This is a genomic window from Streptomyces sp. NPDC017448 (assembly GCF_044330565.1).
In the GTDB taxonomy this organism is placed as follows: Bacteria; Actinomycetota; Actinomycetes; order Streptomycetales; family Streptomycetaceae; genus Streptomyces.
Genome location: NZ_JBIRLM010000002.1, coordinates 70942 through 90458, shown reverse-complemented (window position 1 = coordinate 90458; position 19517 = coordinate 70942). Strand labels below are relative to the sequence as shown.

Genomic DNA, 19517 nt, shown 5'->3' with positions numbered 1-19517 from the left:
CCGCACCCAACGGGCGATGGAGCGGTTTCTGGCCTCGGGCGGAACGGACAGCGCACAGCTCCTGCCCTTCCGGCCGACGAACACCATCGGCCCGGAGATCGGCCGTCGTCGCCGGACCCAGGCCGCCGGATACGACGGCCGATCACGCACGGTTCGTATTCTCTTCTCCGAGGGAGAAAGCGCGACTTCTCTCAATGGGCCGATCTATGAGTACTACGACGTGCCCTATCGGGTGTGGCGCATGGTCAAGCGCAACCTGTCGACAGGCCGCACCATCAACCGGACATTGAACAACTACCGCTACGCCCGTATTCGCTGATTACAACAGCCCGGCCCCGGGCTCCTAGGATGCGGACATGAGGACCATAGATTTCCTGGGCCGCTATGTCGGCCTTTCATGGGTGAAGCCGAGAACTCCGCTCATTCACCGGTACGAGCTCAACGAGATCGATGACGAATGCCGCACCTCGCACGCCTTCTTTGTGCGCCTCTGGCCGCTGCGCGTCGTCTTCTTTTTCGGACGGTGGCACGACACCGGACTCACGCCTGAGCAGATGTTCGATCGCGTATTCACGGCGCATGAGATCGATCTCTATGACGCCGACGGCAATCTGGAAGAGCGGTTCGAGCGGCAGGCGCGGGAGAACGTCGCCCAGCAGGCAGCAGACCCCGATGAGGAGTGGAAGCTGCTCCAGATGCTGGGGCTCGACGAATGAGGCTCCCACCGCGATTTCTGCATCTCGTATCCCCCCTGCGCCGCCGCGTCCGGAAGATGCCAACCGACCAGATGCTCCTCTGGCTCGACGTCGCCGGGTCGGAGATGAGCAGGGCCTTCAGCGAGTACCTCCGCGCGGGCGACGCCGCAGACCTGGCCGAGTTCGACCGGGGTGTAGCTACGCTGGTCGCGCTGAGCGACGAACTGCACCGCCGTCGCCAGGTTTGACAGTACAGCGGTTGCCAGCAAACACTGAACCCATGGATGACGAAGGCGTACCCGTACGCGACCGGATCGTAGGCCGGTACAAGAGTGGTGGCGAGCTGGAAGTGCACCTGCGGCAGAGGCAGGTAGCGGGCCTGCCGGACACCCTGGACATCAGCCAGTTCAACACCCGCGCCGGGGCGTACCGCGCGGGTGTGTTCATGCCGGACGACCCCCGACTCATCCGGGCCCTCATCAAGGGCCTGGAGCGCCACCTGGAGCAGGCCCACGGCGAAGGGCGGGCGGAGGATGCGTGAGCACTGCTGCGCCGTCTGCGGCACGCTCCTGTTCCTCACGGCGGTGACGAGCCGGATGGCCACGGTGTACTGCGCCGACAAGCCCTGCCACCTTTATCCGCCGCTGCACGTCAAGGACAGCACGCTGGGCCCCTGGGCCGTCGCCTTGCACGAGGGCCTCGGCATCAGCGCCTCCGCCGTGGGACGGGCTCTCGGCAAGAGCCAGGCGTACGGCGGACATCTCGTCAAGCAGCAGACCGAACGGTGGCAGAAGTCCCGCTGACCACCTCGGAAAAGCCCTCGGACTAACACTCCGAGGGCTTTTCTTTTTAGCCTCAAAGGTGCGACATGTACCGATTGGGGCAATATGCAGGAGATCGTGGACGAAGAGCTGCTCTCGGACAGCGTCGAATCTGACGAAACCGCCGAGGAACGTCAGGCGAGGATTGACACCGAAGTCGTCCTGGACGAGCTCTCTCAAGAGTTCGTGGACGACATCACCGACAAGATCCTGATCCTTGTCGATGAGATCTCCGGCCATCCCCTGCGGCCCTATCAGACACCTATCGCCCGGCGCATCATCCAGTCCCTCATCATCGGGGACGGCGCGACCATCACCGCACTTATCAGCCGCCAGGCAGGCAAGTCGGAACTCGTAGCCAATGTCACCGCCGCGTGCATGATTCTGCTGCCGCGACTTGCCGTCATGTTTCCCGACCTTCTGGGGAAATTCGCGGAAGGCGTCTGGGTCGGCGCGTTCGCCCCGGTGGACGAACAGGCGGACAACCTCTATGGCCGTATCGTCTCCCGTCTTACCTCCGACGCCGCCCTGGAGTTCATGTCCGATCCCGAAATCGGGGAAGAGGTCGTCGGCCGGGGCAAGGAACTCAAGCTCAAGCACTGCGGAAGCCTCGTCAGGAAGACGACATGCCACCCGCGCGCCAAGATCGAGGGCCGCACGTATCACCTGATCCTGGTAGACGAATGCCAGGGTGCAGACGAAAAGGTCATCAACAAGTCCGTCGCCCCCATGGGTGCCAGCACCAACGCGACCATGGTTTTCACCGGAACGCCGACCTACACCAAGGGCGTCTTCTACAAAACCATCCAGATCAACAAGCGGGCGGGAACGAAACGCGGCGCACGGCAGGACCACTACGAAGCCGACTGGAAAACGGTCTCCAAGTACAACTCGAACTACAAAAAGTTCGTCTCCAAGGAGATCCTGCGTATCGGCCAGGAGTCCGACGAATTCAAGTTGAGCTACCGGTTGATCTGGCTTCTCGACCGAGGAATGTTCACCACCGCCGAAAAGCTCGATGGCCTGGGGGACAAGTCCATGCAGATCCAGCATGCCTGGATGAAGTCGCCCGTCATCGTAGGTATCGACCCAGCCCGAAAGATCGACTCCACCATCGTTACCGTCTGCTGGGTCGGCTGGGACTATCCCGATCAATTCGGCCGCTTCGAGCACCGTGTCATCAGCTGGCTCGACCTGACCGGCGTCGAATGGGAAGAGCAGTACTTTCGTATCGTCGAATACCTCTCCAACTTCCATGTGTTCGCCATCGGTGTCGACCAGGGCGGTGTAGGCGACACAGTCATATCTCGCCTCAAGGTACTCATGCCCGGGGTGGAAATCGTCGGAGTACCCGCTGACCGAGGCGCACAGTCGAAACGCTGGCGCTACCTCATGGACCTCATGCGTGACGGAAAAATCGGCTGGCCAGCCCACGCAAAAACTCGTGCACTGCGGGTATGGCGAAAGTTCCGGCAGCAGATGGAAGACGCAGAAATCCGGTACGAGGGCCCAAACGTCATCGTGGAGGCCCCCGACGAAACCGGCGCCCACGATGACTTCGTGGACAGCCTCGCGATATGCGTGAGCATCTCGGAGCAATTCGCCGTTGCCGAAGTCGAAGCATCTGAAAACATGTTCTACTCCAATTAGGAGCGCCATGGAAGGCTATAACCCCAACGACGCCTGGTGGCGCCCCGGTTGGACCTCCCAGAACCACACCTACATCCCCCCCGGCGGAGGCGGCACGGACCCGCTCTTCCCTCCATCTATCCCACTCGTCAACGTCGTGGCCACCTACCTGGACGACGAGGGAGCGCCACAGAGCGGCCGTCTCCTGGTCCGACCCAACGCCACCTACCGCGACGAAGCCACCGGGACCACCATCATGCCCCGCGTGCGAGCCTACAAATTTCTCCACGGTCGACTCGACATCACACTGCCTTCCTCCGACTCCGAAGCCCTGGAAAAGCCCTTCACCTATACAATCCGGGAGGGCATCCCCGGCGGCTGGCAATTCGCCATCAATGTGCCAGCATCCAGAGCAGAGACCGGCCCAGTTCTGCTGCATTCCCTCAAGGTCGATGATTCCTTCATCATCCCCATCGACTCCATGCCGCCGACATACGGATGGCACTCACCGACCACGTACTAACAGCCCAATCCAGAGAATGCCTACGCTGATACATACGACGTCGAAGGAGAATCACATGGCTGGAAATCTGGCCCCCACCCCGGGTTTCCCGGAGCAGGCGGGCGTCAACTACGAAACCGGGCGAGCCACACCCACCCCCGGACGGCGCGGTCCTCTCCGCTTCCAGGAGGGCCTGGTCACCGACCCCAACGTCCCCAGCGGGTTCCTGACCGGCGCAGGCCAGGGATACGACACCGGCCCCCATGACACCAACCGATCCGTCTACATCAAGTCCGCAGCCGAGACCATGAGCGAACGATCTCACCCCGGCTCCGCCGCCTGGACCGAGAGCCCCACGTTCCTTGGCGAGTTCGGCCACGGAGTCTCACCGGCCGCCGAGGTCAAGTACGAGACCGTCCAGCGCGACGGCGGGCACTACCAGCGTGTGGCCCCCACGGTTATCCGCGACTGATCTGCATACGACGAGGCCCCTCACTCGCCAGTGGAGTGAGGGGCCTCGTCGTATGCAGATCAGGCAGCTGTCTTAGCCATGCCGATAAACGCCTGCCAGGCATCCGGTCCTACAACAAAAGCACCCAGCGAGATGTCCTTGGAGTCACGAACCGCGAGCGCACCCGATTCCATTACGGCGCGCTCAACACAGTTCGCGCCCCCGCTGGAGTAGCTGCTCTTGGCCCACTTGAGACCATTCATAATGTCCTGCGTCATGTCAGTTCCTTGAGAACGTTGTGGATGAACTGGCGGGAAGCATCCGCACCGAGACTCTCGGTGCGGAGGTAGTTGATAGCCGTTTCGTACCTGCTGACATCAGACACCTCTTCGAGGTAAAGCGCTGAAGTCATGGACTCCACCACAACCACTGGTGGGCCTGCCGGAAAATACAAAATTTGAAACGGACCATCGATACCACTGTGTGCTCCGAAGTTGAACGGTAGCACCTGTATATGAAGGTGGGGCGTGCTCTCAGATGCTTCCAAGAGCCGCTCCAACTGCTTGCGCATGACGTGCGGGCGACCAACAACGCGACGCAGCGCCGCCTCGTCGAGCACCGTCCAAATCTGGGGTGGATTATCCCGGTGTAGAATTTTCTGCCGCGCCATACGCAGGTCAACGAAGTCTTTAATCTTCTTGGGCGAACGCCACTGGTGACTCCGCTTAACAAGAGCGCGAGCGTAATCCTCAGTTTGCAGCAACCCAGGAACGACCCAGCTATAGCCATCGTGCTTATCAGCAAGCTCTTCCATGGCCAGGTACGGGGCAAATTGACTCTGAACAACGTTGCTGTAGAGGGTAAGCAGATTGCTGCGCTTCCCCGACGCGGCAAGGGAAGCAAGCTGGCGAATCTGCTCGGCTTCCGGCGTGTCCTCGCAGCGATACACCCTGAAATAGCTGGGCAGCTGGATGGGGAAGACGCGCTGCTTGCCGTTCTCGATCTTACTGAGCGCTGACGTCTGGATGCCGAGCTGCGCGGCGGCCGACGCCTGGCTCAGACCAGCACTCTCACGAAGGCCCCGCAACGCCTGTCCCAGGAGACGGCGATGGACTGTGGGCCCAGCTTCTGTCAACGATCTACCTCCTCTCGCGGCAGAGTACACGGTGGGCGCTGCGGAACGGCGAGTCATATGCCAACTTCCTGCTCTGATCGTGCCGTTGGGTGCCAGTTGCTTGCGAGAAACATTTCTAGCGAGCAACATGAGGGTACGACGCGAGCAACCGACGCAGCGTGGGTTGCTCGGCACCCCCCCCCGGCATCTGGAGAGGCCATGTCCCCAGTCACGGCCCAGGACTACGCACGGACGGTCAGGACAGCACCGCAGGCGTTACGCGAGGTGAGGCTCGAAGTGGCCCGCTACCTCGGCAGCCAGGGCTTGGAAAAGATCACGGACGACGTTCTGCTGATCGTGACGGAGCTCCTGAGCAACGTGTACAAGCACGTGCACGACAAGGAGTCCCTAGTGCGCATCATCGTACGCGGTGCCTCCTGTCGGATCAGTGTCAGCGACAGCTCCTGGGACACCCCCTCGGTTCGGACCCCCAGCCTGGAGAACCTGGACGGCAGGGGCATGTTCCTCGTCTCCCAACTGGACCCGCACTGGATGGTCGAGATCACCAACCACGGCAAGAGGATCGTGTGTTCGGTTCCTGTTCCCGGCCTGACCGTGCGCTCGGGCCTGGGGCAGTGGTGAACTCACCGGCTCGCGTTCGCTGGTGGGTCAAGGACGCGGTCCCCCTGTACCTCTCGTACGCATGTACGTCACAGGCCAGCCAGCAGGGCGCGGCCCACGTTTGGTGTCTCGCCCAGCACGAAGCCACGAGCCCCGCCGAGGCCCTGCGCTGGCTGACAGACCACCTGGAGCAGCACGACCTCAACTCCGACCCCGAATCGGCAGCGGCGGCGCGGTGGTGGCTGAACCGACCTCACGAGCTCCAGCAGCTGGTTGCCCCGCTGGAGGCAGGCGACATGGTCCTACTGCGACTACCGGGACCGGGCGTCAACTACGTGATGCGGGTCCGCGCCCACTATCGCGGCCACATGCTCGGGAACGCACGGCCCGCGCGGAGATTCGCAGGGGGAGACAACTTGTCTGTGAGCTGAATTCTGCTTCCTGCCAAGTTTCGACTACTGAAAGGCGCGTTGTTCTGCGCTGACTAGACAGCCCCCAGCAGTCGGGCGTGCGAATTCCTCGACGGCTGGGGGCCTTCCATTACCTCTGCCGACGGGAACCTCATTACGCTGTTCCTAATACGCGTAGATCACAGAATGAGGTTCCTATGTCCGAGTGGCCTGGATACACCCCGCCCGCCTCTGGCTCCAGCCAGAATTCGGGCACACCCCCGCTGAGTTCCTACACCAACCGGGCGGCGGCAGTCCGGGCACAGTACGCGGCCGACGGCGCCGACGTCTCGCAGGAACCCCCGCAGTACTACGGTGCCCACACCTCGCAGAAGCGCAACGAGCCCGAGGCCCACACCGCTCCCACCGCCCCCGGCAAGCCGACGGTCGCCGCGTCCGGCACCGCTGGCAGCGCCACCATCACCTGGACCGCCTCCGCCAGCAGGCCGAGCGGCGGCTACCTCGTAGAGGCGTCCTCGGGCCAGAAGAAGACCGTGAACGGCCTTCTGACCACCACCACCCTCTCCGGCCTCACCGTAGGAGCATCGATCACGGTCACCGTCACAGCCGTCGGCCTCCAGAGCACCGCCGTCTCCGCCGCGTCCAACTCCTACACCGTCGTCTGACAATCGCTCACCTCAAAGGCCGCTCTCCTAACCGGGAGCGGCCTTTACGCGTTCATGCGCTTACCAGCACGACCGACTCCTATGCGAGGATTAGCCACAGCGCATTCGTGATCACCCTTGTATTCAGCGCCTCCGTAGCGAACCCCGTACCGGGGCTGAATCAAGGGGCAGTATGTCGATCTCTTTTGCACCTCCCGGAATGCGTGCAGCAGCGAGCGACCTTGCAGTATCGGTCAGCCCTCTCGGCCTCATCGAACTGTCGGACGAAGAATTCGAAGTCCACGGCCAGCGCATGGCCCGCTACGCCTCCTACTGGGCCGCCTATCTCGGCTACATGTGGGCCTACCGCGCCGCCCCCGGGGAAACCCAGGTCACGGCAAACTACGCCAGAGCCCTCACCGAGTACGGCGTCAACTTCGCCTTCGGACGAGGAGTGCACTTCACCTCGGAATCAAAGAAGTACGAGCATGTTGTGCCCGCGCTCCTCAAGCGCATCTGGGAAGTGGACAACAACAAAAAGGCCCTCGTGTGGGAAATGGGTCTTCAGGGCAGCGTTTCCGGTGACGCGTTCATCAAGGTCGCTTACGATCCGGGTTATGAAGACCCGGCTGGAAACCAGCATCCGGCCCGAGTGCGAATCCTCCCCTTGAACTCCGCGCACTGCTTTCCTGAATGGCATCCGCACGACCGTGAACGCCTCATCAGGTTCAAGCTCAAGTATCGGTTCTGGGGCATCGGGACAGATGGGACACGTCAGGCGTACACCTACGCCGAAGTCATCACCGATGACACCATCGCGGAGTACATCAACGACCAGCTGATCGAGGGCGAAGGCATAGTCAACCCTCGCCCGAACCCGCTGGGAACGATCCCTGTCGCACATATCCCGAACACCCCTGTGCCTGGCAGCCCTTGGGGCCTTTCAGATATGCAGGATGTACTGGCACTGAACCGCCAGTACAACGAGACCGCCACACAGATCAGCGAAATCGTGGCCTATCACGCCGAACCGGTGACGGTAGTGCTGGGGGCGAAGGCGTCGAACCTTGAGCGTGGAGCGAAGAAGGTTTGGTCCATCCCCAACAAGGATGCGAAGATCAACAACCTGGATGGCCTTGTCGACCTGGATGGACCTCTGGCGTTGATGGACCAGCTCAAGCGCATGATGCACGAAATGACTGGCGTGCCAGAAACGGCGCTAGGCCAGGTCCAGGCTGTTTCAAACACGGCCGGGGTTGCCCTGGCCATTCAATACGCCCCTATGGTCCAGAAGACCAACATCAAGAAGATGGTCTACGAGACCGGATTCCGGAGAATCAACGAGCTCGCCCTGCGCACGCTGTTCCTCTTCGAGCCGGAGATGCTGCGGTTCGACCCGGACACCGAGGGAATTCGACACGACGACCAAGACGCCGAAATAGACCCGGCCGACCCCGAGGTATACCTGACCACCTGCGAGTGGCCGGAGCCTATGCCGGTAGACGTCCTCGTCAAGCTCAACGAAATCAGCATGATGATGGAGCTCGGCCTGGAATCCAAGCGGGGTGCGCTCAAGGCACTCGGTGAAGAATTCCCTGACGAGAAGATGCAGGAGATCTACGAAGAGCTCGTCAAGGATGTCGAAGAGCAGGGCGCCCTCGACATGCTAAGGGCCCAGATCAATTCTGCTATTCTCCAGGAGACGGGAATAGCGCCAGACGGCGTTACCCCGCCTGCGCCCGCCACTCCCGCGAGTGAAGGGCAACCGGCAACCAGCCCGATGAATCTGGGGCTGGCGCCACAGAATGACGCACACAAAGTTTTGACAGAACTCGTGACACAGGCCCATGGGACTCGAACCCTGCCGCGCCGAAATTCGGAGAACGACACGGCACAGGAGTCGAGATAATGACCATGCCCACCCCCTCGTCCGAGATCACTCCGCCCGCTCCGGATAACGGCCCGCAGGGACAGCCCTCCGCGCCCCGTACGTACACCGAGGACGACCTCGCCCGTGCCCGGCAGCAGGAGAAGGACAAGCTCTACCGCGAGCTGGAGAAGCTCCGGGAGACCACCAGCACCCTTCCCACCATCACGGCCGAGCTGGAGACCCTCCGCAAGGAGCGGGAGGACCGCGAGGCGGCCACCCTGGCAGCCCAGCAGCAGGCCGAGGAAGAGGCGAAGGCCAAGCGCGAGGCGGAGATGTCCGCCAAGGAGCTCCTGGACCAGCGCAACGCCGAATGGGCCGAGCGCATCGCCCAGTTGGAGAAGGAGCGCGAGGTCGAACGTGAGCTCGTGGCGAAGGAGAAGGAGTTCGCCGCTCTCCGGGACTACACCCAGCGCCGTATCACCGAGGAGAGCAGCAACATCGCTCCCGAGCTGATCGACCTGGTGGACGGCAACACCGCTCAGGAGATCGACGCCTCCATTGAGCGGCTCAAGGCAAAGAGCGCAGCAATCGCAGAAAAGGTTCGTGGAACTCAGCAGCAGCTCGGCGCGCAGCAAAGGGGCGTTTCACCGGCCGGATTCAACTCGGCCGGACCGATGGACATGCTTCCCACCACGCAGAACTACTCCCGGGACGACATCGCGAACATGTCGCTGAAGGAGTACGCGGAAAAGGTGCGGGGCCAGTTCATCGGGGGAGACGCTCGCAACCGAGGACTGTTCGGCTAGCACCCCCGAGTTCTAAGGACCTAACACCATGGCAAATGCCATCACCGGTACGCCGTTCCTTTCGGCTAACCCCACCAACTACAGCGGCGCGAACTCGCAGCTGAGCCCGGTCATTCAGACCATCTGGAGCAAGGAAATCCTGTTCCAGTCAATGCCGATCCTGCGTTTCGAGCAGTTCGCCGTGAAGAAGACCGAGCTCGGAGTTCAGCCTGGGCTCACGGTCAACTTCGCCCGGTACAACAACCTTCCGGCTGCCAAGCAGCTCGTTGAAGGTGTGCGCATGGAGACCAACGCTCTCGCGGCATCCATGTTCTCCATCACCGTGGCGGAGCACGGCATGGCAATCGCCGTCTCGGAGCTTCTGCTGAACGCGTCCTTCGACGACGTCATGGCCACGGCCTCGCGTCTCCTCGGCCGCAACATGGCCATGTACCTCGATGCTCAGGCCAGGGACACCCTTCTCCAGGCCAGCTCCGTGCTCTACGGCTACGACAAGTTCATGCTCACCGAGGCCCAGCGCTCGCCGCTTTCTCCGTACGACCGGGGAACTCCTGCCGCGAACCGCGCTGCGCTCACCGGCCAGTACGACTTCACGGCTGCCCTGACGAAGGACATTACCGAGACCCTGGCGACGAAGAACGTTCCTCGCCTCGGGGACAGCTTTGTCACCTTCGTGCACCCGCACCAGTCGCGCCGACTGCGTGATGACCCCGAGTGGATTGAGGTCACAAAGTACACCCAGCCAGGCTCGTTCATGCTAGGCGAGATTGGCAGGATCAACGACAACGTGTTTATCGAGACGACCCAGGTAACACAGGTCGCAAACGGAAACACGGGTTCTCCGGCGCCGGTCTACCAGGCCATCACTATCGGGGACAACGCCTTCGGGCATGCCATCTCTCTGCCTGTCGAACTCCGCGACGGCGGTGTTCTGGACTTCGGCCGTGAACACGCGCTGGCGTGGTACTCGATCTGGGGCCTGGGGCTTATCACCGACCAGGCAGTGGTGATCAGCGAAACCAACTGACCCACTCCGGCGCGGACCCTTCGATTGGGTCCGCGCCGGTACCACTATCTCTGCCAGAAGTGCCAGGCTGTACCCGAACGTCTTTCATACAACAAACCGGAGAATCGCATGCCTCCTCGTAAGCGCGCTGGTGACCTGACCGGAAATCTCTCTGCGAAGCTCCAGGAGGAGCACGCGGAGACGCTGGAAGAGAAGTCTCGCCAGCTCACCATGCTCCAGGCGTCCAGCCAGGCCGACAAGCTCCAGCCGGTTGACCTTTCCGGCGCGGACACGGAAACCATCGAAAAGGACGGTGCCGTGGTCGAGGTCAAGCGCGCCAAGATGCGCGTCAAGGCCACCGCCGATGTTGAGGCCACCATTGGCGTCAACAACAACTACAAGCTGGAGGAAGGCCGTACCTACGACCTTCCGGCGCATGTTGCTGAGCACCTCCTTGAGAAGGGTCTGGTCTGGGCCTGATGTCTACTCCGCCGCCCGCGCAGATCGTCGTCGGTGACACCTGGACGCTCAAGAACAACTTGGGCGTCGGGCTAGGAGCAATTCCTGCCGGTGCCAAGGTGACGATCGCCTTCTATCTGTCTCCGGATGAGTATTACTCCCCGACAGAGGAGTACACAGTCGCTGCCCGGTACGTGTACACCGATTGGGGCTACGGTCCCGGTGGCAACTGGGAGCGGATCGAGCAGCAGAGGCTTCTCGCCTACTCCGAGTCGGACTTTCGGCTCATGTTCGCGCCGAACGAGGAGGCCGAGTAATGCCTGGGTCGATCACAGCGCGGGCGGCAAAGGCGGCTCTGAACTATCTGTCGGGGCGCTCTTTGGATCTTGCTCCGACTCCTCAGTCCTTGAGCCTTGCCCTTATGACGTCTGCTCCACCGACGGACCCGCGAACGACGCAGCTGACCGAAGCCTCCGGTGCGGGATATTTTCGGCAGGTCCCCGTTTTCAGTACGGCGAGTATCCCGTCACCGGGGCAGCCCGCCCGCATTGAGAACGCGACCAACATCCTTTTCGGTCCCTTTACGTCAAGTGGTGGTCTCCTGTTCCCGGTTACGCATTGCGCGCTGCTGGGTTCCGGAGCTCCGGCTGTAACGGGAAACCTGCTGTCTGCCAACACTTCCGGCAGCGAAACGAACGTCTCGGGGTGGGAGCCGCTCGCGAATTGCACGCTGACGCGGTCAACGACGCAAGCTAAGTCGGGTGCAGCATCGATGGCGGTGCAGTCTGTTGCGTCTGGTGAAGTGCGCGTCCGGTCTGCGGAGTTTACGTCTGTAGTGACGGATCATAGCTACCGTGCGGGCGTGTGGGTGTACGCGGCTGGTGTGACCGTGCCCGTTATCGTTGATGTCGAATGGTACGACGCAGTGGGGAATCTGGTTACTACCAGTTCCGGCGCTTCTGTCAATGCCACCTCGAACACCTGGATCGAGGCTATCCGCACGCCTATGCTGCGGCTGCTTAACGTAACGAAGTGCAAGTTCGTCATTCGGATTACTGCGTCGGCCGCCGGACAGATCTTCTACTGCGATGACATGACGCTGACCGATCAGCGGAGCGAAGAAATTCTGATGACCTGGGCGTTCGACGTTGCTGGGCAAGCGGCACAGAACGAGAGTCTCCAGATATCTGCCGGTGCCCTATCGATGACGCTCGGCTAGCGCAGTTCGACCCGGGTGGCTAAGTGCAGGTAAGGAGTGAGTCAGTTGGCCGACCGGTCTAGCATTATCGAGCGTGCTCGTACGGAGCTTGGCGACTTCGGGTCCGCATTTCGTGATGTGTTCGTCGGCACTGGCGAGTTGGATCAGTACGACCTGTCTGCGATCAACGTAGACGCTGTTACCGTGTCGGTCACTTCCCCCCTTGGAAGCGAGGAGCTGACGGCGCCGCAGGACTTCACGTTGGATTCTCGGGCTGGGCGGGTTCTGCTGGGAACCGCCTACTCTCCACTGGCTGATGGTCACACTCTCGTCGTGTCCGGCATGGGCGGCGGGATGTTCTCGGACGCGGACCTTGAGCAGCTGCTCACGGAGGCGCTGCTTCAGCACTCCAAGGGACGTACGGTGCGGTCGCGGTACCGCGATGAGCACGGCTTCATCCGCTACCGGGATGAAGCGCTGACACTGGAGACCCTACCTCCAGTGGAAGAGCTACCGGTGGCCTTGTTGGTGACGCTGAATGCCTTGTGGGTGTTGGCGACGGATGCGGCGGGCGAGGTAGATGTCACCACGCCGGACGGTACGCAGATTTCGCGTCGTCAGCGGTACGAACAGATCATCAACCAAATTTCTCTGGTTGAGGAACGTTACCGCGATATCTGCGCACAGCTGAATGTGGGTTTGGGGCGGATTGAGATGCATGATCTCCGCCGGGTGAGTAGGACCACAGGACGTTATGTGCCGCTGTTCACAGCGAAGGAGTACGACGACCACTCTCTGCCCAAGCGCAAGATACCTTCTGTGGACTCTCAGGATGAGGACGCCTCGGGTATTCCTTCCATCTCATACTGGGGGTGGTGGTAGATGTCCCGGCTGGACTGGAAGCGTGGTCGGTGGTCGGCGGAAGTTGAAGTGCAGCAGATCGGAGATGGTCTGCGCGGCTATCAGCCCGCCTATGGCGACCAGGTCAGCTATTGGCGTTTCGACTATGAGAAGTCGAAGAAGCATTCCGTCTATGAAGAGGCGGTAGAAGAGGGGCGGCAGTTCATCGGTCCTCACGAGGTACCTGTGCTCGACGTGCTGCACGGCTTCGGGGGGAACGAGCTGCATGAGGGTGGTTTTTATACCAACGACACGCTGCGTGTGACGTGTGGTTTCCGTCAGCTTTCGCGGACTGGTCTGACGAACACGGATTTGCGTACCTCGGCCTACTTGCGTGACCGGATGGCGTATGACGGCAAACTCTTCCGTTTGCTGTCCATCACCGTGCAGGGGCAAATTCAGCGCACTGACGTTGTCGTTGAGCTGAATGCAGTGCAGTTGAAGCCCGATGAGATTGTCAATGACCCACTCTTTGTGCAATATGCCCGCGACCCGCAGGCGCTCGCGCGTTTTCAGGGGTTCGGTGTGGGCGGATACGGTGCTGGAATGTACGGAGACTGAAATGGCGGAACTGGACCTTCCCGACGACCTGGAACTCAACTGGGACGTCAAGCTCAATGCAGCAATCCGGCACCTGAACGAGGCCAAGGCTGAGAAGTCCGATGTCGTGCTGGCCCTCGACGAAGCTCTTGCGGAACACTCTGCTGCGGTAGATCCCCATGGGGACCGTGCCTTTGTCACCGCTGCTCTCGGTGACCTGGTCATTCCGACACCGAGCGGCATCTCCGCAGAGATCGCCTCGGCCGTGACCTCACACACCGCAGCGGCTGATCCTCACGGGGATCGTGCGCACGCCAGCCAGGCCCTCTCAGCGGCCGTCTCCGCGCTGACCGCCAGCAAGGCGGACAAGGCGGACGTGACTGCTGACATCGCCTCGGCGGTCACGACGCACTCAGCGGCCGTTGACCCCCACGGAGACCGCGCTCACGCCGCCAGCGCGCTTGCCTCGGCGGTAGCACAGCTCTCGACGACGAAGGCAGACAAGACAGCGGTGTCCACCGACGTTGCTGCCGCTGTTTCGGATCACCGGGTAGCTGTGGACCCCCACGGGGACCGGGCACACGCGCAGAGTGCGTTCCTGCCCCAAGCGGTCATCACGGTCTCCTCTCTCATGAGCACGACGCCCTTCTACATCTGCCATCGCGGCTCCGGCGGCGAGTTCCCTGAGCACACGATGGCTGCGTATGAGGCATCGGTTGCTGCCGGAGCTCTGGCTATCGAGGTGTCCGTACGCGTCACCGCTGACGGTGTTCTGGTCTGCCTGCACGATGAAGCTCTGGACCGGACGACCTACAGCTCCGGGGATGTTTCGACGTGGACGTACGCGGCGCTGAAGAATCGAGTTCTGACCAACGGGAAGCTCATGCTGGGGGAGGGGTGGACGGATCAGCCCATTCCGACGTTGCGTGAAGTTCTCGACCGTTTCCTGGGTAAGGTCGTTATTTTCCTCGAAGCGAAGTCGAGCGCTGCGGTGCCTATTCTGCAACAGCTTCTCCTGAATCAGTATCCGCAAGCTCAGAAGTCTGTGGTCTGGAAGCAGTTCTTTCAGCACAACAGCTTGCCCTGGGCTCGCGCGAACGGGTTCCAGGTGTGGGGGTACGTTAACGCCAACAGCACGGATGCAGAACTCAATGCTGTTGACGCGAACATAGATTTTTGGGGCGTTCCGTACACGATGACAGACGCCAGAATTCGTAATGTGGTGGACCGAGGTAAGAAGGTTATCTGCTGGGAGGTGCACAGGAGAGGAGAAAGGGACAGGCTGCTTTCTCTCGGAGTGCATGGAATGATGTGCGCCCAGTATCTGTATGTGCGGCGGAGTACCGCTCTGGGCACAAGGGATGATTTCGCCTCACGGATCAAATCCCCCGGGAATCTGCCCTCTGCCAACTACGACGGAACCAAGTCCCTCAAGTATGACGAGACCGGGGGGTGGGTCCGGATCGATGCCGTACCCAACGAGGCTGTGGTCCTGGGGCGGCTCGGTCCGTCTCCGGTAGGGCCCGGGGGGACGCGCATCTTCTTCGACATGAAGTTCGATACTTTGCCTGGCGCTAACCAGCACGCGGGGATTGCTTTCGGCAAGGTCAGCGATGAGAAGTACGGCTTCAACCAGGCCAACGCCTCCGGTGGCTATCACCTCGTATTCAGGGTTGAAGGACTTCTCCAGCTGTACACCCACGCAGCAGGAAACACGTCGGGTGTGAAACTGGCGGAAGTTCAAACGGCGGCACCGGTGGCAGGCGGGGCTATGTCTTTTCAGGTCGACCTCACAGCGACACAGGTCATTCTGCGGCGGACTGATGTTGTGCCGACAGTAGAGCTCGTCGTCACTGATTCCCAGCATCGCGGAAGGTACATGCATCTCAGTGGAGGGTCAGTCACGACCAAGGCGGCGGTAGCTCATTTCCGTAATGTCGAGGTCGTCGATCTGCCGTAACTCTTCCCGAGGCGGGCCTATAAGGGTTTACGTAGTTCGTGTCATTCTTGGGTGACGATCAGAAACAGGTCATCCGGAGAGGCTGATGGCACCAACTGGCATCATCACGAGCTTTCTGCCGAAGGCAGAGGTGAGTTCTGCATGCCGTGGCTGCTGAACGAAGACGGAGCCCTTAAGGCCAAGCTGACGGGCCTCACGGTAGGAGCCTCAGCTGTTGCCCGACCGATTCCAGTGGACGTGCGTTTCCGTGTACCTGAAGACGAATTCGAAGACGTTACCTACCCTCTGATCATGCTGACCCAGATCTCAGTGGAGCGCGCACCGGAAAGGGAGCACCGGGGGTTCGTCCATATCGAGACGCTTCCCGAAGGTGTCGCGGCTCAGGGAGTACCACTCTTCGCTGAGATGCCCGTGCCGTATGAGATCGACTATCAGGTGCAACTTTTCTGTCGAACCGTGCAGCATCGAACCGAGCTCGTAGCACGCCTGGCACGCTTTGAGTTTCTTCCCGAGCGCTTCGGATTTCTCACGATTCCGCAGGACGACACCGTGCGGAGGCTCGATCTCATCGGGGGGCCGGAGATGAGTGCGGGACGCGATTCGGACGGCAAGCGCCTTTTCACGGCCACATACCGAGTTCGTGTATCCACCGAACTATTCCTGCTTGGTGACCCGGCGCCGCTTCCGATGGTCGAGACGGTGGACCTGGAAGTACACCCCTACATACCCGGTCAGCCGGGCTAACTGAGGAGAACCAATGGCTGTATCTACGGTGGGGCGGCCGGGCGTCTTTGTCTCGGAGTCGCTCACCCCGCTCGTTACTACACCTGCTGTTCCTGGGCAGGCTATCGCCGCTTTCGTCGGCAAGTTCGACGCGGGTCCGGTAGGGCCTACACTCATCTCTTCCTGGGCAGAGTGGAAGACGTACTTCGGCGGATTCGGTGACGGCACCAGCTACCTGCCGCACGCGGTGCACCAGTATCTGATCAACGGAGGCGGGTCGGCTTATGTGGTCCGCGCAGTGGCGGCTGACGCTGTGGTCGCCTCCGTCACTCTGAACGACGTCCAGACCACTCCGTCGTCCGTTCTCACGATCAAGGCCCTGGCGCCCGGCGCGACGGGCAACCGACTCCTGATCTCCATCACTGCGGCAGGGACGGACACCGGCCGCTTCAACGTCTACATTCGGGAGGGGTCATCCACGTCGGTACCGGTCGAACAGTACGTGGATGTTTCCCTGAACCCGTCGGACGCACGCAACCTGATCGCGATGGTGGGAGCCGCGTCCGAACGCGGCAGCCAGTACATCTCCGCCACCTACACCGGCACGGGGGCCTGGACCGTCAAGCACCGTCCGGCCGAACAGACCGCTACCCCGCTGGCGGGCGGACTGAACGGGACGGCGACCCCGGACCTCGTGGCCGCGACGAAGCTCCTGGACGCGGTGGAGCCGCTGCTGACGGTCAACCTGCCGGGGGTCACTGACCCACTGGTGATCAACCCCGTGATCGCCTGGGCGGAGGCGAGCGGCAACCGGTTCGTGGTGGTGGACAGCCCGAGGGCTGCGGCAACGTACGCGTCCACGGTGACCGACTTCAAGAACGTCAGTCCTCTGGGCACCAGCTCGGGAACCCCCTACACGCTGTCGAGCTACGCGGCGGTCTACGGCCCGTGGCTCCACTGCCAGGACCCGAGTTCCCAGGCCGTCGGTGCGACGCGCGTATTGCCTCCTGGCGGGGCCATGCTCGGTCTCTTCGCCCAGGCCGACGCTGGAGCCGGAACGCAGCAGTCGCCCGCTGGCGCGGACTTCCCGCTGCGCGGTGCAGTAGCTCCCGAAGTCCGGTTCCAGAACGCCGACTTGGACACGCTCAATGAGCTCGGCATCAACATCATCCGTTCCGTGCCCGGCTCTGAGGGCCTCATCCCGATGGGCTCCCGCACGCTCAAGGCAGGCCGACCTGACCGCTACGTCGCCATCCGGCGCACGCTCATGTACGTAACTCGCCTGGTCACCGAGGCCACCAACTTCGCCGTCTTCCGGCCGAACTCCGAAGACCTGTGGGGACAGATCACCTCGCTGCTCCAGGACCAGCTCTCCGCTCTTCAGCAGGCACGGGTCCTACGGGGAGCCACTGCCGCCGAAGCCTTCTACGTCGTATGCGACGCGACCAACAACACGCCCAACAGCGTCGCCAATGGCGCTGTCAATATCGAGATTGGCCTCTCACTGACCACCCCGGCCGAATTCGTCGTGATCAAGATTGGTCAGATGGCTTCCGGTGCCACGGCCGAAGACAGCCTCGCAAGCTAAGGAGCTACGCACATGGCATCTGGAATCGTCACGCAATACGACTCTCGCTCCACGCTCGCGTCGGACCCACTACGGAATTTCAAGTTCAGGGTCCTCTTCGACAATCCGCACCTGAGCGACCTCAGCCCACAGTTCGGTTTCATGTCGGTCGACGGTCTTTCCGTCACCACCGACGTCATCTCCTACCGGCAGGGCGGGCACAACACAACTACGCAGAAACTCCCCGGCCAGTCGGACTTCGCACCTATCACCCTGAGCAAGGGGGTGATCGCCTCCAAGAACGACCAGGGTCTCGTCAAGTGGCTTCAGGACATCTTCGTTGCGATCCAGGGGACGGGCGCGAACGACGGGTCCAAGAATTTCCGGTCCACGGTCACGATCTACCTCATCGACCACCCGAGCACCACCGCTAAGGGGGCGGTAAAGGCGGCCTGGCGAATTCACCGTGCCTGGCCGACCTCGCTCGCCTTCGGGTCTCTGGACGCGGGCGCTAACGGAGTTCTGATGAACCAGATTAGCCTTGCGCATGAAGGCTGGGAATTCAAGCTGGCGAACAAGAACGCTGGTCCGTCCTCGGTCGTTTCCTTCTGACCGTAGGGCACTCCTCCCCGATCGAAAAATACGGAGTAAAAGATGGTGGACCCTCAGTGGGACTTTGACGCAATCGGTGGCGAAGCAACCTCGGTAGAGGATGCGCTTTCAAGTCCCGAGAGCGTCAACGCACAGGTCGCACAGGTACTTTCGGAATCGGTCGGGGAGGCACCGCTCATCCCTCTCCCGGAAGACGACCGCGTCACCCTGGGAGGCGGGCTCTACTGGGACGGCGAGCTCGTCACGCACGCTCAGGTGCGCGAGATGACCGGCGAGGACGAAGAAGCACTGGCCCGGGTCAAGGGATCGCTCGCCCGCTGGCTGTCGATGCTGCTGGAGCGCACCGTCGTACGCCTCGGAGATGAACCCGCCACCCCCAAGGCCATCCGGCGTCTCCTGATCGGGGACCGGGATGAGCTGGTGCTTGGCGTACGCATCGCGACCTTCGGCAAGCACATCACCGCGCAGAACGTGCAGTGCCCGCACTGCGACGAGTACTTCGATGCCAAGGTGGACCTTACCCGGATCGACCGTGTTTCGCTGGAAGAGGTAAAGCCGCGTCACGAGTACACGGTCGAGCTGCGGGCAGGAAAGTCCGCCGTCGTCCGACTCCCTGACGGCGCCGCACAGGAGTCGATCTTCGAGAACGCGGACGCCACGATCCCTGAGCGCAATTCGCTCCTCCTTGCGGCGTGCCTGGTCTCCGTCACGAAGAACGGTGTAGCGGACACCCGCACCGGCGTGGAGCTCGCGAAGGCGCTGTCCGTGTCGGATCGGCGGACGCTCATCCGGTTCATTTCCGAGACACAGCCGGGACCGCTCCTGGACGACATCCGCTTCGACCACGAGGCGTGCGGCAAGGAGGTCCGGCTGACTCTCGAACTGCCGGACCTGTTTCGCGGAGAGTGACCTGGAGACGGTGTACGAGGAAATCGACACCGTCACTCGCGTGAAGTCCGGGTGGGGATTCCACGACGTGTGGTCCATGT

The 19517-nt window shown here is 61.8% G+C and carries 25 protein-coding genes; 23 read left to right on the top strand and 2 right to left on the bottom strand.

What is annotated here, in order from left to right:
* Positions 1 to 16 precede the first annotated feature (16 nt).
* From ACH4K1_RS05040 to ACH4K1_RS05005, 8 genes are all read left to right on the top strand, one after another.
* Positions 17 to 319 carry a KTSC domain-containing protein gene (locus ACH4K1_RS05040; protein WP_398086783.1) on the top strand — a complete coding sequence of 101 codons (303 nt, stop codon included), beginning with the start codon at positions 17 to 19 and terminating at the stop codon, positions 317 to 319.
* A gap of 37 nt (positions 320 to 356) precedes the next feature.
* Positions 357 to 716 (top strand): hypothetical protein, encoded by a 360-nt coding sequence (locus ACH4K1_RS05035; RefSeq protein WP_398086781.1) that lies wholly within the window; start codon positions 357 to 359, stop codon positions 714 to 716.
* 56 nt (positions 717 to 772) lie between these two features.
* On the top strand, positions 773 to 943 hold the full coding sequence (locus ACH4K1_RS05030) for a hypothetical protein (protein ID WP_398086780.1): 171 nt from the start codon (positions 773 to 775) through the stop codon (positions 941 to 943).
* 32 nt (positions 944 to 975) lie between these two features.
* Entirely contained in the window at positions 976 to 1236 is a 261-nt protein-coding gene (locus ACH4K1_RS05025; protein WP_398086778.1) for a hypothetical protein, read from the top strand.
* Entirely contained in the window at positions 1229 to 1498 is a 270-nt protein-coding gene (locus ACH4K1_RS05020) for a hypothetical protein (protein WP_398086776.1), read from the top strand. Before ACH4K1_RS05025 ends, ACH4K1_RS05020 begins: the two co-directional genes overlap by 8 nt.
* A 96-nt stretch (positions 1499 to 1594) precedes the next feature.
* Positions 1595 to 3166, top strand: coding sequence for a hypothetical protein (locus ACH4K1_RS05015; protein ID WP_398086774.1), 1572 nt, complete (start codon positions 1595 to 1597; stop codon positions 3164 to 3166).
* 136 nt (positions 3167 to 3302) lie between these two features.
* The gene (locus tag ACH4K1_RS05010) at positions 3303 to 3668 is read left to right on the top strand and encodes a hypothetical protein (RefSeq protein WP_398086772.1); all 366 of its coding nucleotides are present in this window, start codon (positions 3303 to 3305) and stop codon (positions 3666 to 3668) included.
* A 55-nt stretch (positions 3669 to 3723) separates the two neighbouring features.
* A complete protein-coding gene (locus tag ACH4K1_RS05005; RefSeq protein ID WP_398086770.1) occupies positions 3724 to 4119 on the top strand; it encodes a hypothetical protein in 396 nt (131 codons plus the stop codon).
* Positions 4120 to 4178: 59 nt separating this feature from the next.
* Here ACH4K1_RS05005 and ACH4K1_RS05000 read toward each other — a convergent pair whose 3' ends face one another.
* Together ACH4K1_RS05000 and ACH4K1_RS04995 are read right to left on the bottom strand one after the other, a co-directional pair.
* A complete protein-coding gene (locus ACH4K1_RS05000) occupies positions 4179 to 4376 on the bottom strand; it encodes a DUF397 domain-containing protein (RefSeq protein ID WP_398086768.1) in 198 nt (65 codons plus the stop codon).
* Complete coding sequence (locus ACH4K1_RS04995) at positions 4373 to 5233, bottom strand: helix-turn-helix domain-containing protein (protein WP_398086766.1); 861 nt, start codon at positions 5231 to 5233, stop codon at positions 4373 to 4375. Before ACH4K1_RS04995 ends, ACH4K1_RS05000 begins: the two co-directional genes overlap by 4 nt.
* 198 nt (positions 5234 to 5431) lie before the next feature.
* Here ACH4K1_RS04995 and ACH4K1_RS04990 point away from each other — a divergent pair, with 198 nt between their 5' ends.
* From ACH4K1_RS04990 to ACH4K1_RS04920, 15 genes are all read left to right on the top strand, one after another.
* Positions 5432 to 5854, top strand: a complete 423-nt coding sequence (locus ACH4K1_RS04990) for an ATP-binding protein (protein WP_398086765.1) — start codon at positions 5432 to 5434, stop codon at positions 5852 to 5854.
* A gap of 586 nt (positions 5855 to 6440) precedes the next feature.
* Positions 6441 to 6908 (top strand): hypothetical protein, encoded by a 468-nt coding sequence (locus tag ACH4K1_RS04985; RefSeq protein WP_398086763.1) that lies wholly within the window; start codon positions 6441 to 6443, stop codon positions 6906 to 6908.
* 172 nt (positions 6909 to 7080) lie between these two features.
* Positions 7081 to 8796 carry a phage portal protein gene (locus ACH4K1_RS04980; RefSeq protein WP_398086762.1) on the top strand — a complete coding sequence of 572 codons (1716 nt, stop codon included), beginning with the start codon at positions 7081 to 7083 and terminating at the stop codon, positions 8794 to 8796.
* Complete coding sequence (locus ACH4K1_RS04975; RefSeq protein WP_398086761.1) at positions 8796 to 9563, top strand: hypothetical protein; 768 nt, start codon at positions 8796 to 8798, stop codon at positions 9561 to 9563. Before ACH4K1_RS04980 ends, ACH4K1_RS04975 begins: the two co-directional genes overlap by 1 nt.
* Before the next feature lie 28 nt (positions 9564 to 9591).
* Complete coding sequence (locus ACH4K1_RS04970; RefSeq protein ID WP_398086759.1) at positions 9592 to 10590, top strand: N4-gp56 family major capsid protein; 999 nt, start codon at positions 9592 to 9594, stop codon at positions 10588 to 10590.
* Between the two features lie 108 nt (positions 10591 to 10698).
* Entirely contained in the window at positions 10699 to 11049 is a 351-nt protein-coding gene (locus ACH4K1_RS04965) for a hypothetical protein (protein WP_398086757.1), read from the top strand.
* Entirely contained in the window at positions 11049 to 11345 is a 297-nt protein-coding gene (locus ACH4K1_RS04960) for a hypothetical protein (protein ID WP_398086755.1), read from the top strand. The genes ACH4K1_RS04965 and ACH4K1_RS04960 overlap by 1 nt, the downstream gene beginning before the upstream one ends.
* The gene (locus ACH4K1_RS04955; RefSeq protein ID WP_398086754.1) at positions 11345 to 12247 is read left to right on the top strand and encodes a hypothetical protein; all 903 of its coding nucleotides are present in this window, start codon (positions 11345 to 11347) and stop codon (positions 12245 to 12247) included. The genes ACH4K1_RS04960 and ACH4K1_RS04955 overlap by 1 nt, the downstream gene beginning before the upstream one ends.
* Before the next feature lie 45 nt (positions 12248 to 12292).
* Positions 12293 to 13108 carry a hypothetical protein gene (locus ACH4K1_RS04950; protein WP_398086752.1) on the top strand — a complete coding sequence of 272 codons (816 nt, stop codon included), beginning with the start codon at positions 12293 to 12295 and terminating at the stop codon, positions 13106 to 13108.
* Positions 13109 to 13687: a hypothetical protein gene (locus tag ACH4K1_RS04945; protein ID WP_398086750.1), complete on the top strand. Its 579-nt coding sequence runs from the start codon at positions 13109 to 13111 to the stop codon at positions 13685 to 13687.
* A gap of 1 nt (position 13688) precedes the next feature.
* Complete coding sequence (locus ACH4K1_RS04940; RefSeq protein ID WP_398086749.1) at positions 13689 to 15626, top strand: glycerophosphodiester phosphodiesterase; 1938 nt, start codon at positions 13689 to 13691, stop codon at positions 15624 to 15626.
* Between the two features lie 51 nt (positions 15627 to 15677).
* Positions 15678 to 16370 (top strand): hypothetical protein, encoded by a 693-nt coding sequence (locus ACH4K1_RS04935; protein ID WP_398086747.1) that lies wholly within the window; start codon positions 15678 to 15680, stop codon positions 16368 to 16370.
* Positions 16371 to 16383: 13 nt separating this feature from the next.
* Positions 16384 to 17937: a phage tail sheath subtilisin-like domain-containing protein gene (locus tag ACH4K1_RS04930; protein WP_398086746.1), complete on the top strand. Its 1554-nt coding sequence runs from the start codon at positions 16384 to 16386 to the stop codon at positions 17935 to 17937.
* Between the two features lie 12 nt (positions 17938 to 17949).
* Positions 17950 to 18528 carry a phage tail protein gene (locus ACH4K1_RS04925; RefSeq protein WP_398086744.1) on the top strand — a complete coding sequence of 193 codons (579 nt, stop codon included), beginning with the start codon at positions 17950 to 17952 and terminating at the stop codon, positions 18526 to 18528.
* Between the two features lie 42 nt (positions 18529 to 18570).
* A complete protein-coding gene (locus tag ACH4K1_RS04920; protein ID WP_398086742.1) occupies positions 18571 to 19437 on the top strand; it encodes a hypothetical protein in 867 nt (288 codons plus the stop codon).
* Positions 19438 to 19517 lie beyond the last annotated feature (80 nt).